The organism is Microcoleus sp. PH2017_05_CCC_O_A (assembly GCF_020738785.1).
Lineage (GTDB): Bacteria > Cyanobacteriota > Cyanobacteriia > Cyanobacteriales > Microcoleaceae > Microcoleus.
Genome location: NZ_JAEQCB010000012.1, coordinates 18,625 through 34,651 on the forward strand (window position 1 = coordinate 18,625; position 16,027 = coordinate 34,651).

General features: G+C 43.7%; 14 protein-coding genes. 11 read left to right on the plus strand and 3 right to left on the minus strand.

The window, feature by feature from the left end:
• Positions 1-20: 20 nt before the first annotated feature.
• Positions 21-1,085, minus strand: coding sequence for a metal ABC transporter substrate-binding protein (locus JGK20_RS04110; protein WP_293206342.1), 1,065 nt, complete (start codon positions 1,083-1,085; stop codon positions 21-23).
• Positions 1,086-1,362: 277 nt separating this feature from the next.
• Between JGK20_RS04110 and JGK20_RS04115 the strand changes: the two genes are divergently transcribed.
• From JGK20_RS04115 to JGK20_RS04130, 4 genes are all read left to right on the plus strand, one after another.
• A complete protein-coding gene (locus tag JGK20_RS04115; protein ID WP_293199026.1) occupies positions 1,363-1,887 on the plus strand; it encodes a hypothetical protein in 525 nt (174 codons plus the stop codon).
• Complete coding sequence (locus JGK20_RS04120) at positions 1,884-2,438, plus strand: hypothetical protein (RefSeq protein ID WP_293185355.1); 555 nt, start codon at positions 1,884-1,886, stop codon at positions 2,436-2,438. The genes JGK20_RS04115 and JGK20_RS04120 overlap by 4 nt, the downstream gene beginning before the upstream one ends.
• A 38-nt stretch (positions 2,439-2,476) precedes the next feature.
• Complete coding sequence (locus JGK20_RS04125; RefSeq protein WP_293229461.1) at positions 2,477-3,625, plus strand: methyltransferase domain-containing protein; 1,149 nt, start codon at positions 2,477-2,479, stop codon at positions 3,623-3,625.
• 232 nt (positions 3,626-3,857) lie between these two features.
• Positions 3,858-4,706 carry an ABC transporter ATP-binding protein gene (locus JGK20_RS04130; RefSeq protein ID WP_293190295.1) on the plus strand — a complete coding sequence of 283 codons (849 nt, stop codon included), beginning with the start codon at positions 3,858-3,860 and terminating at the stop codon, positions 4,704-4,706.
• 221 nt (positions 4,707-4,927) lie between these two features.
• Here the strand turns inward: JGK20_RS04130 and larC are convergent, their stop codons facing one another.
• A complete protein-coding gene (gene larC / locus JGK20_RS04135; RefSeq protein ID WP_293211020.1) occupies positions 4,928-6,349 on the minus strand; it encodes a nickel pincer cofactor biosynthesis protein LarC in 1,422 nt (473 codons plus the stop codon).
• Positions 6,350-6,424: 75 nt separating this feature from the next.
• On the opposite strand from larC, the gene JGK20_RS04140 reads away from it, so the two are divergent.
• Positions 6,425-7,090, plus strand: coding sequence for an L-threonylcarbamoyladenylate synthase (locus JGK20_RS04140; protein ID WP_293182459.1), 666 nt, complete (start codon positions 6,425-6,427; stop codon positions 7,088-7,090).
• 288 nt (positions 7,091-7,378) lie between these two features.
• On the opposite strand, the gene JGK20_RS04145 is transcribed toward JGK20_RS04140, so the two are convergent.
• Positions 7,379-7,663 carry a DUF427 domain-containing protein gene (locus tag JGK20_RS04145; RefSeq protein ID WP_293182457.1) on the minus strand — a complete coding sequence of 95 codons (285 nt, stop codon included), beginning with the start codon at positions 7,661-7,663 and terminating at the stop codon, positions 7,379-7,381.
• A gap of 97 nt (positions 7,664-7,760) precedes the next feature.
• Between JGK20_RS04145 and recQ the strand changes: the two genes are divergently transcribed.
• From recQ to JGK20_RS04175, 6 genes are all read left to right on the plus strand, one after another.
• Entirely contained in the window at positions 7,761-9,956 is a 2,196-nt protein-coding gene (gene recQ / locus JGK20_RS04150) for a DNA helicase RecQ (protein WP_293197789.1), read from the plus strand.
• Positions 9,957-10,016: 60 nt separating this feature from the next.
• Complete coding sequence (locus JGK20_RS04155) at positions 10,017-11,141, plus strand: AAA family ATPase (RefSeq protein ID WP_293206350.1); 1,125 nt, start codon at positions 10,017-10,019, stop codon at positions 11,139-11,141.
• Positions 11,141-11,854 carry a hypothetical protein gene (locus tag JGK20_RS04160; RefSeq protein ID WP_293190292.1) on the plus strand — a complete coding sequence of 238 codons (714 nt, stop codon included), beginning with the start codon at positions 11,141-11,143 and terminating at the stop codon, positions 11,852-11,854. Before JGK20_RS04155 ends, JGK20_RS04160 begins: the two co-directional genes overlap by 1 nt.
• 349 nt (positions 11,855-12,203) lie before the next feature.
• A complete protein-coding gene (locus tag JGK20_RS04165; RefSeq protein ID WP_325315145.1) occupies positions 12,204-12,443 on the plus strand; it encodes a DUF2470 domain-containing protein in 240 nt (79 codons plus the stop codon).
• Positions 12,444-12,704: 261 nt separating this feature from the next.
• Complete coding sequence (locus JGK20_RS04170; RefSeq protein ID WP_293182449.1) at positions 12,705-14,345, plus strand: AAA family ATPase; 1,641 nt, start codon at positions 12,705-12,707, stop codon at positions 14,343-14,345.
• A 462-nt stretch (positions 14,346-14,807) separates the two neighbouring features.
• Positions 14,808-15,911 carry a site-2 protease family protein gene (locus tag JGK20_RS04175; protein WP_293182447.1) on the plus strand — a complete coding sequence of 368 codons (1,104 nt, stop codon included), beginning with the start codon at positions 14,808-14,810 and terminating at the stop codon, positions 15,909-15,911.
• Positions 15,912-16,027 lie beyond the last annotated feature (116 nt).

Here is a 16,027-nt window from a genome sequence, read left to right on the forward strand (position 1 = left end):
AATTACCAATGCCCAATGCCCTATCCCCCATTACCCTGTAGTCCTTTTATCAAAGTATTGACGTTGTATTCAAGCATCTTAAGGTAGGTTGATGCAGGGCCTTCCGATGGAGAGAGGGAATCGACATAAAACACCCCGGCAAATTTTGCCCCGGTTTCCTTTGCTACTTGAAGCTGTGCTTCGTTGCTGACGGTACTCTCGCAAAATACGGCGGGGATTTTGTTTGCTTTGACTGTATTAATCACCCGTTCAACTTGTTTCGGTGTAGATTGCTGTTCGGCATTTACAGGCCAAATATAAACTTCTTTCAAGCCGTAGTCGCGCGCAATGTAAGAAAATGCGCCTTCGCAACTTACTATGTAGCGTTTGTCTGGCGGAATCGCTGAGATAGCTTGTTTGAGCTTTTCATCGATCGCTTCAATTTGCTGACTGTATTTTGTCGAATTCGCTTCATAGGTTGCAGCATTGGCTGGATCGGCATTTGATAAAGCTCTGCGAATATTTCTAACGTAAATTAAGGCATTTTTAGGTGACATCCAAGCATGAGGATTCGGTTTACCTTTGTAGGAATCTTCGGCAATATTAATGGGATTGATTCCTTCGCTGACAGTAATGCGAGGAACTTTTGGCAAACTGTTATAAAATCGAGTTGCCCAACGTTCTAAATTCAATCCGTTATCCAAAATTAGACTAGCACCTTGCCCTCGTTTTAAGTCGCTAGGAGTGACTTCATAGCCGTGAATTTCCGCCCCAGGCTTTGTGATGGATTGAACAGTTAGCTTGTCACCAGCGACGTTCTGCGCCATGTCTGCCAGCACCGTAAAGGTGGTGAGAATGACTTTTTTGTCTTTTCGGAACCAATCGGTGGCAGTAGGGCTAGAATCTCGATTTTGATTGGTTTGAGGCTCTACCGTCGTCTGAGTGTTGCACGCGGTGACGCACACTCCCAGCAACAGCCCCAATCCAATCATCTGATATTGTTTCCAAACGGGAGAGGAGAGGAGAGATAGGGGGAAAGGGCGAGATGGAGTCATAATTTGACGCTTTTTGAGCATATATTCCAAAATGCTAGCTAAATTTGCCACAGATTACGGCAGACAGCCCGATCGACTATCGCTAATTTTCATAATCTTTTCATTATTTAAATTTATCACAGAATCGGGGAAAATGAAAGAAGCATGAACAGTGAGGGTAAATAGGCGATCGGATCAGCAAAATAGACTCTTCAGTGAGAAGCCTGTTTTGGGGAGACACGATGCCTACCCACAAGTTTTGAATATGATAAACTTAAATAGATCGCTGATTGAAAAGTGTATAATTGCTGAGGTATTATAGTTGGTTGCGGAAAAAGATTACCAAAGAATGATTCAATCATTGCAATGGGATGAGTTACGAACTCTATGGAACAATATCGAGAATCGTAGCACTCCAGGATGGGACGCGGGTAAAGCCTTTGAGTACCTGATTATCCGAGCATTTCAACTTGATGGTGCAGAGGTAAAATGGCCTTACAGCGTGACACTTTTTGATGAGGTAGTCGAACAAATTGATGGCGCTGTCCATTGTTTGGGACTTTCTTGTTTAATTGAAAGCAAAGATTTTGCAGACAAAACAGTTGATATTACTCCTATTGCTAAACTTCGCAATCAACTTTCACGCCGTCCCGCCGGTACAGTTGGATTAATTTTTAGTCGTACTGGGTTCACAAATGCGGCTGTCAGTCTTTCATACTTTTCGCTGCCACAGGCGATTCTGATGTGGAATGGAGCAGAACTAAAATATGCCTTAGAACAGGAAAAAATTTGCGAACTATTAACTTTAAAATACCGTGCCTGTGTAGAAGAAGGATTGCCTAATTACAACGTTATCGAGGGAGATATTCAATGATTACTTACATTCTTTGTGAAGGGGCTTTTGATGCACAACTACTTAAAACTGTGCTACCAGAAAATTTACTCACTGATGTGGGAGTTGTTGTTGGTGGTAAAGTATATAATATTAAGTCACTAGCTATGTCTTTAATTGTGCGGCGGCGAGTACCAGTTCTGATCGTATTTGATGCAGATTCAGTAGTACCGGAGTTAGTTGAATTACGTCGCAACGATATTGAAGAAATACTTGAATTTGTAGCGGGTAAGACACCATTTAAAGTAGTTTCTGCTGTTCCTGAAATAGAAATTATCTTTTTTCAAGATGTCTCTTTGCTTTCGCGGTTGATAGGATACATTCCTCCTCAAGATGTACTTGACTTGGCAGTTTGTCAACCTAGAAAAGCTTTAGAAGAATTGATTGCCCGATCAGAAAATATTCACGATCGCTCACAAATAATCGATCATTTGACTAATGAAGATATTGAGATTTTGCGATCGTCTTCAGTTATGCAGGAGATTGTTCACTTTCTTGATTCTGTACGTGAAACAGTAGCAGCTACTTTATAATACTCTAATTAATAACTTTGTTAATTTGAGTATAGATATTGTATGATTGGCGATTCACTTCCTGGTTGCAGGCTAATGCTTATTTGCAACAGCTAAAACTAGAGGAAAATACTGTTTCAAGTCTGCTCGAAATCATTGCCACCTACGAACTCAACTATGTAATTGTGTTTTTGTCGATCACGAATGACAAGAAAATTTGGGATTTTGTGGCAAAAGTTGGCAATTTATGCGGTTCGCGTGCTATTAACATATATGCAAGCACTGGGAAGAATTTTAACCCTCCCGGAAATCCTAAAGTTTATTCAATTCTCCCTATGCCGAAATCACCATCAATCGAAATTTCCAAAGTAACTCGCTACCAAAATGCAGCGCTGAATTACTATTTGGGCTTGACAGAATCTCCCTATCTTCACTATGGCTATTGGGAAACCTTACCTGTGCCCGCTGATGAACTAACACTCGCGCGGCTACGCATCGCCCAGCAAGCTTATACGGATAAGTTGTTAGATTTTATCCCGAAAGACATTAAGACTGTCCTAGATGTAGGATGCGGGATTGGGGGAAATGCGGCTTATTTGCTCGATCGCGCTTTTGGAGTCGAAGGACTAGCGCCCGATCCGTTCCAACAACAGCGCTTTCTGAAGTGTACAGGCGATCGCGCCATCTTCCACCTCACCAAATTTGAAGACTTCCAAGCCACCCATTCCTACGATTTAGTCCTCTTTAGCGAAAGCAGTCAATATATGTCTGCTGTCGATATAGCTAAAGGTGCGGCGGCGGTGCTCAATCTTGGAGGATACGTACTGCTTGCGGATATGTTGCGCTCTAATCGTGATTATACAGAAGGAATGTTTTCTAACTGTCATGTTGTGGAAGAACTGGAATCTGCATTGATGCAAGCGGGGTTTAATTTAGTAAAAGCTGAGGATATTTCTGCTCATATTGTACCAACAATTGATTTGTATGTCGATACTTTCCGCAGGTATGGACTGAACACAATGATTTATGTTGCAGATTTAATTTCGATCGCGGTTCCGCCGATTCATAAAATTCTGCGTTGGATATTTCGCCGCTGGTTTAAGAAATTGGTGGTTGAAGGATTGGAGGCGAGTCAACTTTTTGAGCAGCATCTCTGTTATGAGATTCAACTTTGGCAGTTGAGAGAAAAAGATGAACGCAGCAAATAGAAGATTGGGCGGTTGAAACCGCGTCTATACAAATTGCTGTAATTGTCATTGCGAGCTCCTAGCGAATCAATCGCATAATCTCGGGGATTGCTTCGCTAAGAGCTCGCAATGACATATTGCAGTTGATAGTATTTAAATTTAATTTTTGTGCGGGCTAGAAGCCCACCCCACAAATCCCAATTACCAATTACCAATTACCAATTACCAATTACCAATTACCAATTACCAATATATGTCTCAATCAATTCTAGAATTCGATCGCACTTTTTACTCATATCCCTGCACTTCGCGAGTAGCAATTCACGATTTAAGCCTCAAAATCCCGGCGGGGAAGCGCTGCGGGCTCATCGGTCAAAACGGCTGCGGCAAAACCACCTTGTTTCTGCTAGCAAATGGCTTGTACCAACCGCAACAGGGAATCATTCGCTGGGAAGGCGAACCGTTTCGTTACGATCGCAAATCTCTCATGAAACTGCGCCAACAAATCGGACTCGTCTTTCAAAATCCCGAACATCAGTTAGTTGCTTCCACAGTCGAAGAGGATATCTCCTACGGATTGTACAATCTAGGATTGCCAGAATCCGAAATTGCTCAACAGGTAAAAAAGGCGATCGAGCAATTCAACTTAAGCGAACTCGCCCGCGAACCAATCCACAACCTTAGTTTAGGACAAAAAAAGCGCGTTTCCATCGCCGATATCATGGTACTCAAACCCAAACTGCTGCTGCTAGACGAACCTACCGCCTATCTCGATCCGCGCCACACCAAACAACTGATCGGTTTGCTGCAACAAATTCACGCAGCCGGAACCACCATACTTTTAGCAAGTCACGACCTCGATTTCATCTATCGCTGGGCCGATTGGGTGTTTGTGATGGATTGCGGAAAACTGATTCTAGAAGGCACTCCCGAAGCCGTTTTTGCCCAGCGGGATGTCTTGGAACAATTGCAACTTGGCGTACCGCTGGCGATCGAGCTAATCGACCAAATAAAGGATCTCATTGACAAAAATCCTAACTCAAAACTGCCCGCTTTCGAGGAATTGCAACAACAAATTTTACAAACCCGCAGACTGCTGTAAAAACCTGTAAAAAACCTTTATGTAAGGTGTCCATTGTGTACCTACTCAAATCAACTGCCAAGGGTGCATCTGGTTTTTGAAGCCTGAAGAAGCATGACCGTATATAAGTTATTAGTTATAATCCCATATTGACTGCGGTCATGCTTCGCCCCTACGGATATATTTGCCTTGCACAGGTCGCTGCACCCACTGTCAACTGTCAACTGTCAACTGTCAACTGTTTAACGATCGTACCAAAGTTGCAGCGCCAACCGATGAACTTCGCGCCAACTAACATTTTTAAGTCTGGCAATTTCCGCACAATCTTCGTATTCCGGCTGTACATTAACAATCGTTTCTCCCGACTTAGCAACTTTTATTTGCACTTCGCCGTATTCTGTTTGAACTTTCTGGATTTCTCTATCCAAAATAGTTCTCTGTTGAGTCGATCGCCTAATTCCCAGAGTAGTAGTCTCTCGAAACATCACAGCTTCGCAAGCATCCTGAAATTCGGGATGACAAATCACACTTAACAAAACCCCCAGCCGCGACTTTTTCATCACAATTGGTGTAGTAAAAACATCCAGAGCTCCGGCGAGAAACAAAGCATCAAAAACATACCCAATAGCCTGCGGGTTTAAATCATCAATTTGCGTTTCCAAAACACAGACTGTTTCTTGGGAATGGGGCATTGGGAATGGGGCATTGGGCATTGGGAATTGATTAAATACTTCCTTCTCCCCTCTTCCTTCTTCCTTCTCCCCTCTTCCTTCTTCCTTCTTCCTTCTTCCTTCTTCCTTCTCCCCAATCCAGAGGCGCAAAATATTAGGAATTGCCAGATTTCGCGAACCTGCACCCAAACCAATTAGCTGAACTTGCATCGGTGGCGGCGGGCCAAAAGCAGAGGCGAGAGTACAGGCGATCGCAGTTCCTGTAGGAGTGCACAATTCGCGATCGATTCCATTACTATAAACCGGTACTCGGTGCGTTTCCCACAACCGCATCACAGCAGGCGTAGGTACAGCTAACCTACCGTGGGCCGCCTTCACCGTACCCCCACCAGTCGGCATCGGCGAAAAGTAAAACTCATCAATATCCAACCAATCCAAACCCAAACAAGTACCGACAATATCAACAAGTGCATCCGTAGCCCCCACCTCGTGGAAGTGAACCTCACTGGGGGGAATACCGTGTACGGCAGCCTCTGCATCTGCTAACTTGCCAAATACGGCCAAACTCCAAGCTTCCACCCGCGGAGGCAATTTTGCAGCGACGATAATTTGCTCAATTTCTGGTAAGTGGCGGTGATGAGTGTGGCTAATTTCCGCATCTGCTTCGCCGTGAGTGTGAGAATGTTCTTCCCCGTGATGGTGGTGGCGCGCATCGAAAGTCGGCGATTCAGTTTCCGAGGGATCGAGGGCGGAGTCAGCAGCCAGATTGTTTGATTTTAAAGGCAAATCCGCAGCTAAATCGACATAAAATTTAGTTGCTTGTTGAGTATTGCGGTGAACTAATTCGGCCCGCAATTGGTACTCAGTCGAAATGCCTAGTAAATGGAGTTTTTCGATTAGGTACTCTAAGGGAACGCCCGCGTGTACAAGAGCTCCGAGGCACATATCGCCAGCAATGCCGGTTGGGCAGTCAAAATAAGCTATTTTATTCATTATTAACAATTAATTTTCAACATTGATTGTTTTAGCACATTTGTCGATCGCCCACTTAGCCTGGAATATATTAACATGGCAATTATTTACGGACTCCATCCAGTTGCACCCCAGAAAGACCGAATCGAGAAGATTACAAAAGCTCTCAAAGATGGGGCCGTGATGCTTTATCCCACAGATACAGTTTACGCGATCGGCTGCGATCTCAACTCCAAATCTGCCGTAGAACGAGTCAGGCGGATCAAGCAACTATCCAATGATAAGCCTTTAACATTTATGTGTTCCTCATTGTCAAATATCACCGAGTATGCTGCCGTCACCGATGAAGCATACAGAATCATCAAGCGGTTAATCCCCGGGCCCTACACATTTCTGCTACCAGCTACCAAATTAGTGCCCAAATTGGTAATGAACCCAAAACGCAAAACCACGGGAATTCGCGTTCCCAACCACCCGCTTTGTTTTACACTTCTAGAATCTTTGGGAAATCCGATTATTTCCACATCTGCTCACATTACCACTGATGATGAAGGTGCTGCACCAGTACCTGCTGCAAAAGCAGAAAGCTTTGGCAAAGCTGAACTATTTGACTGTTTTTTAAAGTTAGTAGATATCATTGTCGATGATGATTCCGATCCAGGATATCAAGTTTCTACCATTCTCGATTTAACTGAAAACAAACCAATTGTCGTTCGTCGCGGTTTGGGATGGGAAGCGGCCGCCGCTTGGGAACAAGATTAAAAATTAAGAGGAATTAGACTTGAATTGCAAAACTCGCAAATTATCTTGAATTAATCTCCGTCCATTCTTCAACCCACGGAGGTGGGTTTGGTTTGTATAGACGCGGTTTCAACCGCCCGGTATTATATCATTCTTCAACCCACTGAGGTGGGTTTGGTTTGTATAGACGCGGTTTCAACCGCCCGGTATTATATCAAATTTAATTCAAATAACCCGTAGGGACACAACAACGTTGTGTCCTCTATCTTGACTTGTCTAAATCGTGGCTAAGAAACCTGCGAAAAAGACCTAAGCCTCCACCTTAACTCCTTTCCAAAAAGCAACATATCCTGCAATATTTTTAGCAGCATCTTTCGGAGTAGGATAGTACCAAGCAGCATCCTTATTAACCTGTCCGCCGACTTCAACACTGTAGTAACTAGCAACACCTTTCCAACCGCAAGTAGTGTGAGTGCTGCTATCCTTGAAATACTCGCGGTTGATGGCATCCGCCGGGAAATAATAGTTATTATCTACCATTTCGCACTTATCGCTCTCGGCCAAAACGGCACCATTCCAAATTGCTTTCGGCATCGGTTTATCTGCTTAAATTGAGATTCTCAAATATTGTAACTGTATTTGTGCTCAAAAGACCTAGAATAAGGTTGAAGTCAACAACCAATTACTGCAAATGTCAGGGTCGAATCCGCCAACATCTCTCGCGCCCTCATCCCTCGAACAATCCCTCAAACATTTCTTTGGCTATGACTCTTTCCGCCCGGGCCAGCGGGAAATTGTCGAAGCTGCTTTACAACAACGCGATATGATGATTGTCATGCCGACTGGCGGTGGCAAATCTTTGTGTTTTCAATTACCGGCTTTGTTGAAACCGGGATTGACGGTGGTGGTTTCGCCGCTGATTGCCCTGATGCAAGACCAGGTGGAAGCTTTGCAGGATAATGGGATTGGGGCGACTTTTCTCAACAGCACTTTGAGCGCGATGGAAACCCGATCGCGCGAAACAGCAATTCTCGAAGGTAAAATTAAACTACTGTACGTTGCGCCCGAACGCTTGCTGGGCGAGAGATTTTTACCGTTTTTAGATATAGTAGCTTCTAAGTTAGGAATTTCGGCATTTGCGATCGACGAAGCCCACTGCGTTTCGGAATGGGGACACGACTTTCGACCAGAATACAGGCAAATGGAGCGAGTGCGCGATCGCTACCCAGACATCCCCATTATGGGACTAACAGCCACCGCCACCGAGCGCGTCCGCCAAGACATCATCCAGCAGCTAAACCTGCGAAATCCCTACATCCACGTCGCCAGCTTCAACCGCCCCAACCTATACTACGAAGTCCGCCAAAAAACCAAGCACAGTTTTGCCGAAGTCTTGCAAATCATCCAAAAAAAAGGCGGTTCAGGAATCATCTACTGCCTCAGTCGCAAAAAAGTTGACGAAGTTGCCTACAAATTGCAGCAAAGTGGCATCCAAGCCCTACCATACCATGCCGGAATGAGCGATGTAGATCGATCGACCAACCAAACCCGATTCATCCGCGACGACGTACAAGTAATGGTAGCAACAGTCGCCTTCGGGATGGGAATCAACAAACCCGACGTGCGATTTGTAATTCACCACGACTTACCCAAAAACCTAGAAGGATACTATCAAGAATCAGGCCGCGCAGGCAGAGACAACGAACCATCCCACTGCACCTTATTTTTCGGATTCGGCGATGTCAAAACCATCGAATACATCATCGAACAAAAACCCGACGAACAAGAACAAAGAATAGCCCGCCAACAACTACGGCGAGTAATCAACTACGCAGAATCCAGCGATTGCCGCCGCACAGTCCAATTAAGTTATTTCGGCGATTCATTTCCCGGCGATTGCGGCAACTGCGACAACTGTTGCAACAAAAAACCAGTAGAAGACTGGACGCTTGAAGCCATGAAATTTCTTTCCTGCATCGCCAGATGTCAAGAAAAATTCGGGATGAATCATATTATAGACGTGGTGCGGGGTTCCAAAAGTCAAAAAATATTGCAATACCAGCACAACCAACTTTCCACCTACGGCATTGGCAAAGATAGAACTGCCGACGAGTGGAAAAAATTAAGTCGTTCGCTGATCAACCAAGGTTTTTTAGACGAAAAAACAGACGGCTTTCCCATTTTAAAACTCAACGAGAAAAGTTGGGAAATCATGAAACGCCAGCGCACAGTTGAAATCGCCATTGAAGCGCCGCGGGAAGTACAGGCAAGAACTCGCTCTTTAGCAGTAGAAGTAGAAGGCTTATTTTCCATATTGCGAAGTCTCCGCAAACAAATTGCCGACGAACAATTCGTACCGCCTTACGTAGTTTTTGCCGATAGAAGCTTGCGAGACATGGCAGAAAAACGCCCGCAAAATCTCACCGAATTTGAGGAAGTTTACGGCGTTGGTAGCAACAAGCGAGATAAGTACGGCAAAGTTTTCTTAGAGGCTATTCACACTTTTTGCAAAGAACAAGGATTGCCAATAGGTACAGCATCTTCTGCTGCCGCCAATCTTCCCACTCTTGCTAACGTTCCATCTTATTCGCAGATGCAAACCTGGGAATTGTACCGACAAAATTTGACTGTTCAAGCGATAGCCAATGCGCGCGGGATGAGTCCCACTACTATTGCGGGACATCTGGTAGAATTGATGGATATGGGTCGGGAAGTTGATATAAATTTGTTAGTAGAATCGGAAAGCCAACAGGCAATTGTACAAGCAATTGAAGTTGTTGGAGATGAGAGATTGAGAGTAATTTATGAGTATTTGCAAGAACGTTATACGTTTGAGGAAATTAAGTTTGTCCGCGCTTGGTGGCGGCAAAATTATGTCAGCTTTTAACCGCAGATGTCGGCGGATTAACGCTGATGGACGCAGATGATTAATGGATAGGAGCGGAAAATGAGAATTAAGAAAGTAGCTTTTTGGGATAATTTACGAGAGTGGCATTTTGAACCGCTCTATTTTTCCAATTTGGCTTTATTAGTTGGTGTCTCTGGTGTGGGTAAAACACAAATTTTGAAAGGAATTTTGAATTTACAACGAATAGCTAATGGTGCTTCGTTAAACGGCTTAGCATGGGACGTTACATTCTCGACAGTAAACAATGTAGAATATCGCTGGAAAGGCGAATTTGAAACACAAAAAATCCCTGCCATCATTCCTAATGAGGAAGACGAAATTAATAAATTTAGAATCGTTCGAGAACATCTATCGAGAGAGGGAAGTGTAATCATAGAAAGAAGCGATAATGAAATTAAATTCAAAGGCGAGACAACGCCAAAATTATCGCCGTTTCAAAGTGCAGTTGAAATTTTAAATCAAGAAGAAGATATTTCACCTGTCCAGCAGTCTTTTAATGAAATCATTTATAGCGACAATTCTAGCTTGTTAAATGGAATTTATGGTATACCTGTAAGGGTACTGTCGATAATCTCAGATAATGATTTTGCTTTAGAAAATGTTCAGAAAAGTGATCTGCCAATTCTTCTTAAATTGGCTTTAATGGCTCGGCATTGTCCCGATATTTTCGATAAAATAAAAACTAAATTTATCGATGCTTTCGAGCAGGTAGAAGATATTAAAGTAGAAGCATTAGAAGATAACGCCAATCCATCTTTTACCCGTTTTCCTATTCAAATCAAAGAAAAAGGTGTCAATGACTGGATTTTTCAAAACAATATTTCTTCAGGAATGCTGAAGACTCTCATTCACATTGCCGAACTGTACTTGTCGCCCGAAGGTACGGTAATCTTGATTGATGAATTTGAAAACAGCTTGGGGATTAACTGTATCGATGTTGTGACAGATTTGATTGTGGAAAATAGAAATATTCAATTCATTCTTACCAGTCACCATCCGTATATAATCAATAATATTGGGATGGAACACTGGAAAATAGTTACTCGCAAAGGTGGAGTTGTAACTGCGCTCGATGCTAAAGATTTGAATTTGGGGAAATCGAGACATCAGGCTTTTACGCAATTGATTAATCTCGAAGAATATAGCGAGGGAATTAAAGTTTAATGAATCTGTATTTTTTAGTCGAAGGGATGCAATCGGAGAGAAAAGTTTATCCAGCTTGGTTAAGTCATCTATTGCCTGAATTAACACGAGTTCAGAGTTACGATGAGGTGAATGAAAAAAATTATTACCTGATTAGTGGTGAAGGATATCCATCATTATATGATTTTATTCCTCCTTCGATTGAGGAAATTAACTTAAGTGGAAAATACAACTATTTTGTAGTGTGCTTTGATGCGGAAGAAAATACTGTTGCGGAAAGGTACGCAGAAATTTATGATTTTTTAAATCAGGAAAAGCTAGTATTAAAAAATACAGAACTTGTGCTAATTGTTCAAAATCGCTGCTTGGAAAGTTGGCTTCTGGGCAATCGCAATATTTATTCAAGACATCCTCAACATTTAAGAGATCATCAAAGCCAACTTTTATTAGATTTATTAGATTATAATAAGTATTACGATGTTTCCATTGAGTGTCCTGAAAAGATGGGAAGATATCACAAATTTCATACTCACGCTCAGTTTCACGGAGCTTATTTGAGAGCATTATTGGCAGCTAAACACACCACATATTCTAAAACAAGACCCGGAGATGCACTCAAGCCCTTTTATTTGGAACAGCTATTGAAAAGAATTGAAGAGAAGCCAGAACAATTGACTACTTTTCGTCATTTTGTCGATTTTTGTAATAGAGTTAAATCTAAATTGCAGCATTAAATCGCAATAATTACAGAAATTACGCAGAACATCTAGTCGATCGCACCTATCGCTCTCTTAACTATCAAACAATATATCTTCAGGATATTGACAGAATTTATAAAATGTGTTGTTAACTCTCGAATTTTTGTGAAACTAGCTATTTACCCGATCGCCCTTAAATCGCATACAGTCATATAATCCCGCGGATTGAGAGATAACGTGCATACAGTTCGTGGATAACAAACAAATTTACGCATCGATTTGACTCGCTAAAATCATTTGAATTTAATCTTAGCAAATTGCGAAGTATCTTGTCAACTCCGATTCACAGTACAATCGATCGCAATATTGCATATGAGGAATCCCTATGTCAGAAAAGTTTTCCACCGAAATTAGCGATCGCATCTGCACTCACATGAACGACGATCACGCTAGCGCCGTAGTTTTGTACGCTCAAGCCTACGGTGGCCAACCCGAGGCGACATCAGCTCAAATGCTCGCTATTGATGCCAACGGTATGGATTTAACCGCTCAAGTCAATGACGAAATAGTGCCAGTCAGAGTAAAGTTCGTAGGCGTAAGCCGGGGCGTAGCCATCGCACTTTAGTAGACGCCGAAGATGCTCACCACACTCTCATTGACATGGTGAAACAAGCCCGAAAAGTTGCTAAGTAGCCAAATTATCCCTATTCTGTTATAATTTCAAAGTTCGTTCGTAGTACGGACTTTAGTCCGTTTAAATCCTTGATATGGACTAAAGTCATTACTACAAACCTTGAGTCTGGTGAAATGATTAATAAGGACTAAAGTCCTTACTCCAAACAAAATATTTAATCAAGTTAAATTTACATCTAAGATATCAAATAAAATGACAGAAAAATACCCCAATTCTAAAGAATTAGATGCCCGAAATGGCAGTAAAAATAACCCTTTCGATGCCCTAATCAAGCGACTGGATTTGATGATTCGCGCCCGGTACTCCCTGCTGTACATTGTCGGCGCCGAAGAAGAACCAGTCGAAGCTGTAATTGCCCAAGTAGCGCTGCAAGTAACACCCGCGCGCCGAGTATTGTTCTGGGATATCGTGCGCGGCTGGGAAGATAACGGTTCTGGAAAAGGTTCAGTAATGGCAGCGCTCGATCGCATCGGCAAGACCGCTGTCGAAGAATATACTCTATTTGTACTCCGAGATTTGCACCCAATCTTGAAATATCCCTACAGCAGTACAAGTGCTCCTGTAATCCGGGAATTACGTAATTTAACCAGGGAATTGAAGCGCAGCAAAAAAACGATCGTCCTCACTTCTCACGCGCTAGAATTGCCGGAGGAATTGAAAGAAGAAGTAACAGTAATTGATTTCCCTTTGCCCAACATCCAAGAAATCAATCATTTAATTTCCCACGTTGTGGAAAAGCCGGAACAGTTGCAAGTTAGCGGCTTAGTAAAGGAACAATTAGTTAAAGCTTGTCAAGGTTTGAGCCGCGCTCGCATCGGGCGGGTTTTAGCTAAAGCTTTGGCCGCCAAACAGCAAATTAACGAGTCAGATATTGACGGAGTTTTGGAAGAGAAACAGCAAGCAATTCGCCAAACCGGAATTTTGGAGTTTTGCAACTCCCGAGAATCCTTAAAAAATGTCGGCGGATTGGAGAATTTGAAACAGTGGGTAAAGATGCGGCAAGATGCTTTTACTGATGAAGCGCGCCGCTACGGTATACCCAATCCTAAGGGCGTTTTGTTAGTAGGAATTCAAGGAACGGGCAAATCTTTATCGGCGAAAACTATTGCTTGTGAATGGCGTTTGCCGCTGCTACGCTTGGATACTGGCAGATTGTTCGGCGGCATTGTCGGGGAAAGCGAAAGCCGGGTTCGGCAAATGATACAATTGGCAGAGGCGATCGCACCTTGCGTCTTATGGATCGATGAAATAGATAAAGCCTTCGGCAACATCATCAGCGGCGGCGACGGCGATTCGGGAACTTCGCGCCGGGTATTCGGCAGTTTGATCACTTGGATGCAGGAAAAAACTAGCCCAGTGTTTATCGTCGCAACTGCAAATAACGTGCGGATTTTGCCCGCTGAGTTGCTGAGAAAGGGCAGGTTTGATGAGATTTTCTTTTTGAATTTACCCTCGGAATCAGAAAGGCAAGATATTTTTAAGGTGCATTTACAGCGTTTGCGCCCCACTAGATTCCGCGACTTTGATTTGGCAATTTTGGCAAAGTCTTCTGAGAATTTTAGCGGTGCGGAAATTGAGCAAGTGGTGATTGATGGATTGTACCGGGCTTTTGGCACTTTTGTGAACGGGCAGCGCCGGGATTTGATGACGGAGGATGTTTTGAGGTCGATCGAGGATACAGTACCATTAGCTGCGATCGCGCGATCGCAAATTGAAGATTTGAAGCACTGGGCTGCCGAAGCAGGTGCGAGAACAGCTTCTAACGATACTCGATTGATTGATGAATTGAAGCGTTACAGCCGGCCGCTGGGTGAAGATGCGATCGATAATTAACTGAATTTCGGTTCGTAGTAAAGACTTTAGTCCTTAATTCAGAGGACTGAAGTCCGAACGATCAAACCTGTTCGTAGTAAGGACTTTAGTCCTTAATTCAGAGGACTGAAGTCCCAACGATCAAACCTGTTCGTAGTAAGGACTTTAGTCCTTAATTCAGAGGACTGAAGTCCGAACGATCAAACCGGGTGCATCTGGTTTTTGAAGCCTGAAGAAGCATGACCGCATATAAATTATTAGTTATAATCCCATATTTTCTGCGGTCATGCTTCGCCCCTACGGATATATTCGCTTGCATGGAGATGCACCCTACGAACCTTACTCGACGGTGATTATTCCGCAAACCGAACCTCCCCAGACGGATAACACCCTAGTTGAAGCATTAACATCTCAGTTACATTTCGTTACGATAAGGAAACAGAGAGCAAAAAACTCTCACCCATAATATCAGAGGTAGCCATTATGAACGGTACATTTCGCGTCGGCAACCTGTTTGGAATTCCCTTTTTTGTCAACGCTTCTTGGTTTTTAGTCCTGGGTTTAGTAACTTGGCAATACGGCGGCGCACTAGCAGCCCTGTTTCCCACATTAGGCCCCGTAGCGCCGTGGCTGCTAGGATTACTCGCAGCCCTGCTGTTATTTGCTTCCGTCTTAGCCCACGAATTAGGACACAGTTGGGTAGCTATCAAACAGGGAATTGGCGTGAAATCGATTTCGCTATTTCTGTTTGGCGGACTGGCTAATTTAGAAAGAGAATCGAAAACCCCAGCCGAAGCATTTTGGGTCGCCATTGCAGGCCCGTTAGTCAGCTTATTTTTGGCTGGTTTGTTAACAGTTATCGGCGTCGGTGCAGCCCTCACAGGCCCAGCCGCAGCCATCGTTCAACTTTTAGCTTCCATCAACCTAGCTTTAGCCTTATTTAACTTAATTCCCGGCTTGCCCCTCGATGGTGGTAACATCCTCAAAGCGATCGTCTGGAAGATTACCGGCAACCCTTACAAAGGCGTAATTTTTGCCAGCCGCGTCGGTCAAATCATTGGCTGGATTGCCATTGCTACAGGCATCTTCGGCAATATTTGGAATCTAGTAATCGGTTGGTTCTTGCTGCAAAATGCCGGTCAGTCTGCACAGTATGCCACAGTCCAAAATGAACTCGCAGGACTCACAGCCGCAGATGCTTTGACTGCCGAAAGCCCGATCGTCCCAGAAAACTTATCCCTCAGAGAATTTGCCAACAACTACGTCATCGGTAGCACTCACACCTGGCGCCGCTTCCTAGTTACCGATGATGCCGGACAATTGGTAGGTGCGATCGACCTTGACGACATGAAAACCATCCCCACCGGAAGCTGGCCCCAAGTTCAAGTTAAAGAGCTCGTGAAGCCGATCGAATTTTCCACCACCGTCAAACCCGAATTGTCCCTCCTCGAAGTCGTCACCCTCCTCGAACAACTCAAAGTCCAAGAACTCCCCGTCACAGGCGAAAACGGCGTCCTAGTCGGGCTTGTAGAAAAAGCTGAGATTGCCCGCCTCCTGCAAAGACGAGCTCAAGCAAACCCTGCTTGACACCCTCAGATACTTGACAAATAACAGTTAACCCCCTCGATTTGCCTTACCAAAAGGGCGATCGGGGGGCTTAACTGTAGCTACCCAAAAGTCAAGTAAAATACTAAATTATTAGC

What these genes read in the sequence shown, in the direction of transcription:
- JGK20_RS04155 (WP_293206350.1), top strand. Translation starts at nt 10,017, where the DNA reads ATGAGAATTAAGAAAGTAGCTTTTTGGGATAATTTACGAGAGTGGCAT.
- JGK20_RS04170 (WP_293182449.1), top strand. Translation starts at nt 12,705, where the DNA reads ATGACAGAAAAATACCCCAATTCTAAAGAATTAGATGCCCGAAATGGC.
- JGK20_RS04115 (WP_293199026.1), top strand. Translation starts at nt 1,363, where the DNA reads ATGATTCAATCATTGCAATGGGATGAGTTACGAACTCTATGGAACAAT.
- recQ (WP_293197789.1), top strand. Translation starts at nt 7,761, where the DNA reads ATGTCAGGGTCGAATCCGCCAACATCTCTCGCGCCCTCATCCCTCGAA.
- JGK20_RS04165 (WP_325315145.1), top strand. Translation starts at nt 12,204, where the DNA reads ATGTCAGAAAAGTTTTCCACCGAAATTAGCGATCGCATCTGCACTCAC.
- JGK20_RS04120 (WP_293185355.1), top strand. Translation starts at nt 1,884, where the DNA reads ATGATTACTTACATTCTTTGTGAAGGGGCTTTTGATGCACAACTACTT.
- JGK20_RS04140 (WP_293182459.1), top strand. Translation starts at nt 6,425, where the DNA reads ATGGCAATTATTTACGGACTCCATCCAGTTGCACCCCAGAAAGACCGA.
- JGK20_RS04175 (WP_293182447.1), top strand. Translation starts at nt 14,808, where the DNA reads ATGAACGGTACATTTCGCGTCGGCAACCTGTTTGGAATTCCCTTTTTT.
- JGK20_RS04160 (WP_293190292.1), top strand. Translation starts at nt 11,141, where the DNA reads ATGAATCTGTATTTTTTAGTCGAAGGGATGCAATCGGAGAGAAAAGTT.
- larC (WP_293211020.1), bottom strand. Translation starts at nt 6,349, where the DNA reads ATGAATAAAATAGCTTATTTTGACTGCCCAACCGGCATTGCTGGCGAT.
- JGK20_RS04145 (WP_293182457.1), bottom strand. Translation starts at nt 7,663, where the DNA reads ATGCCGAAAGCAATTTGGAATGGTGCCGTTTTGGCCGAGAGCGATAAG.
- JGK20_RS04130 (WP_293190295.1), top strand. Translation starts at nt 3,858, where the DNA reads ATGTCTCAATCAATTCTAGAATTCGATCGCACTTTTTACTCATATCCC.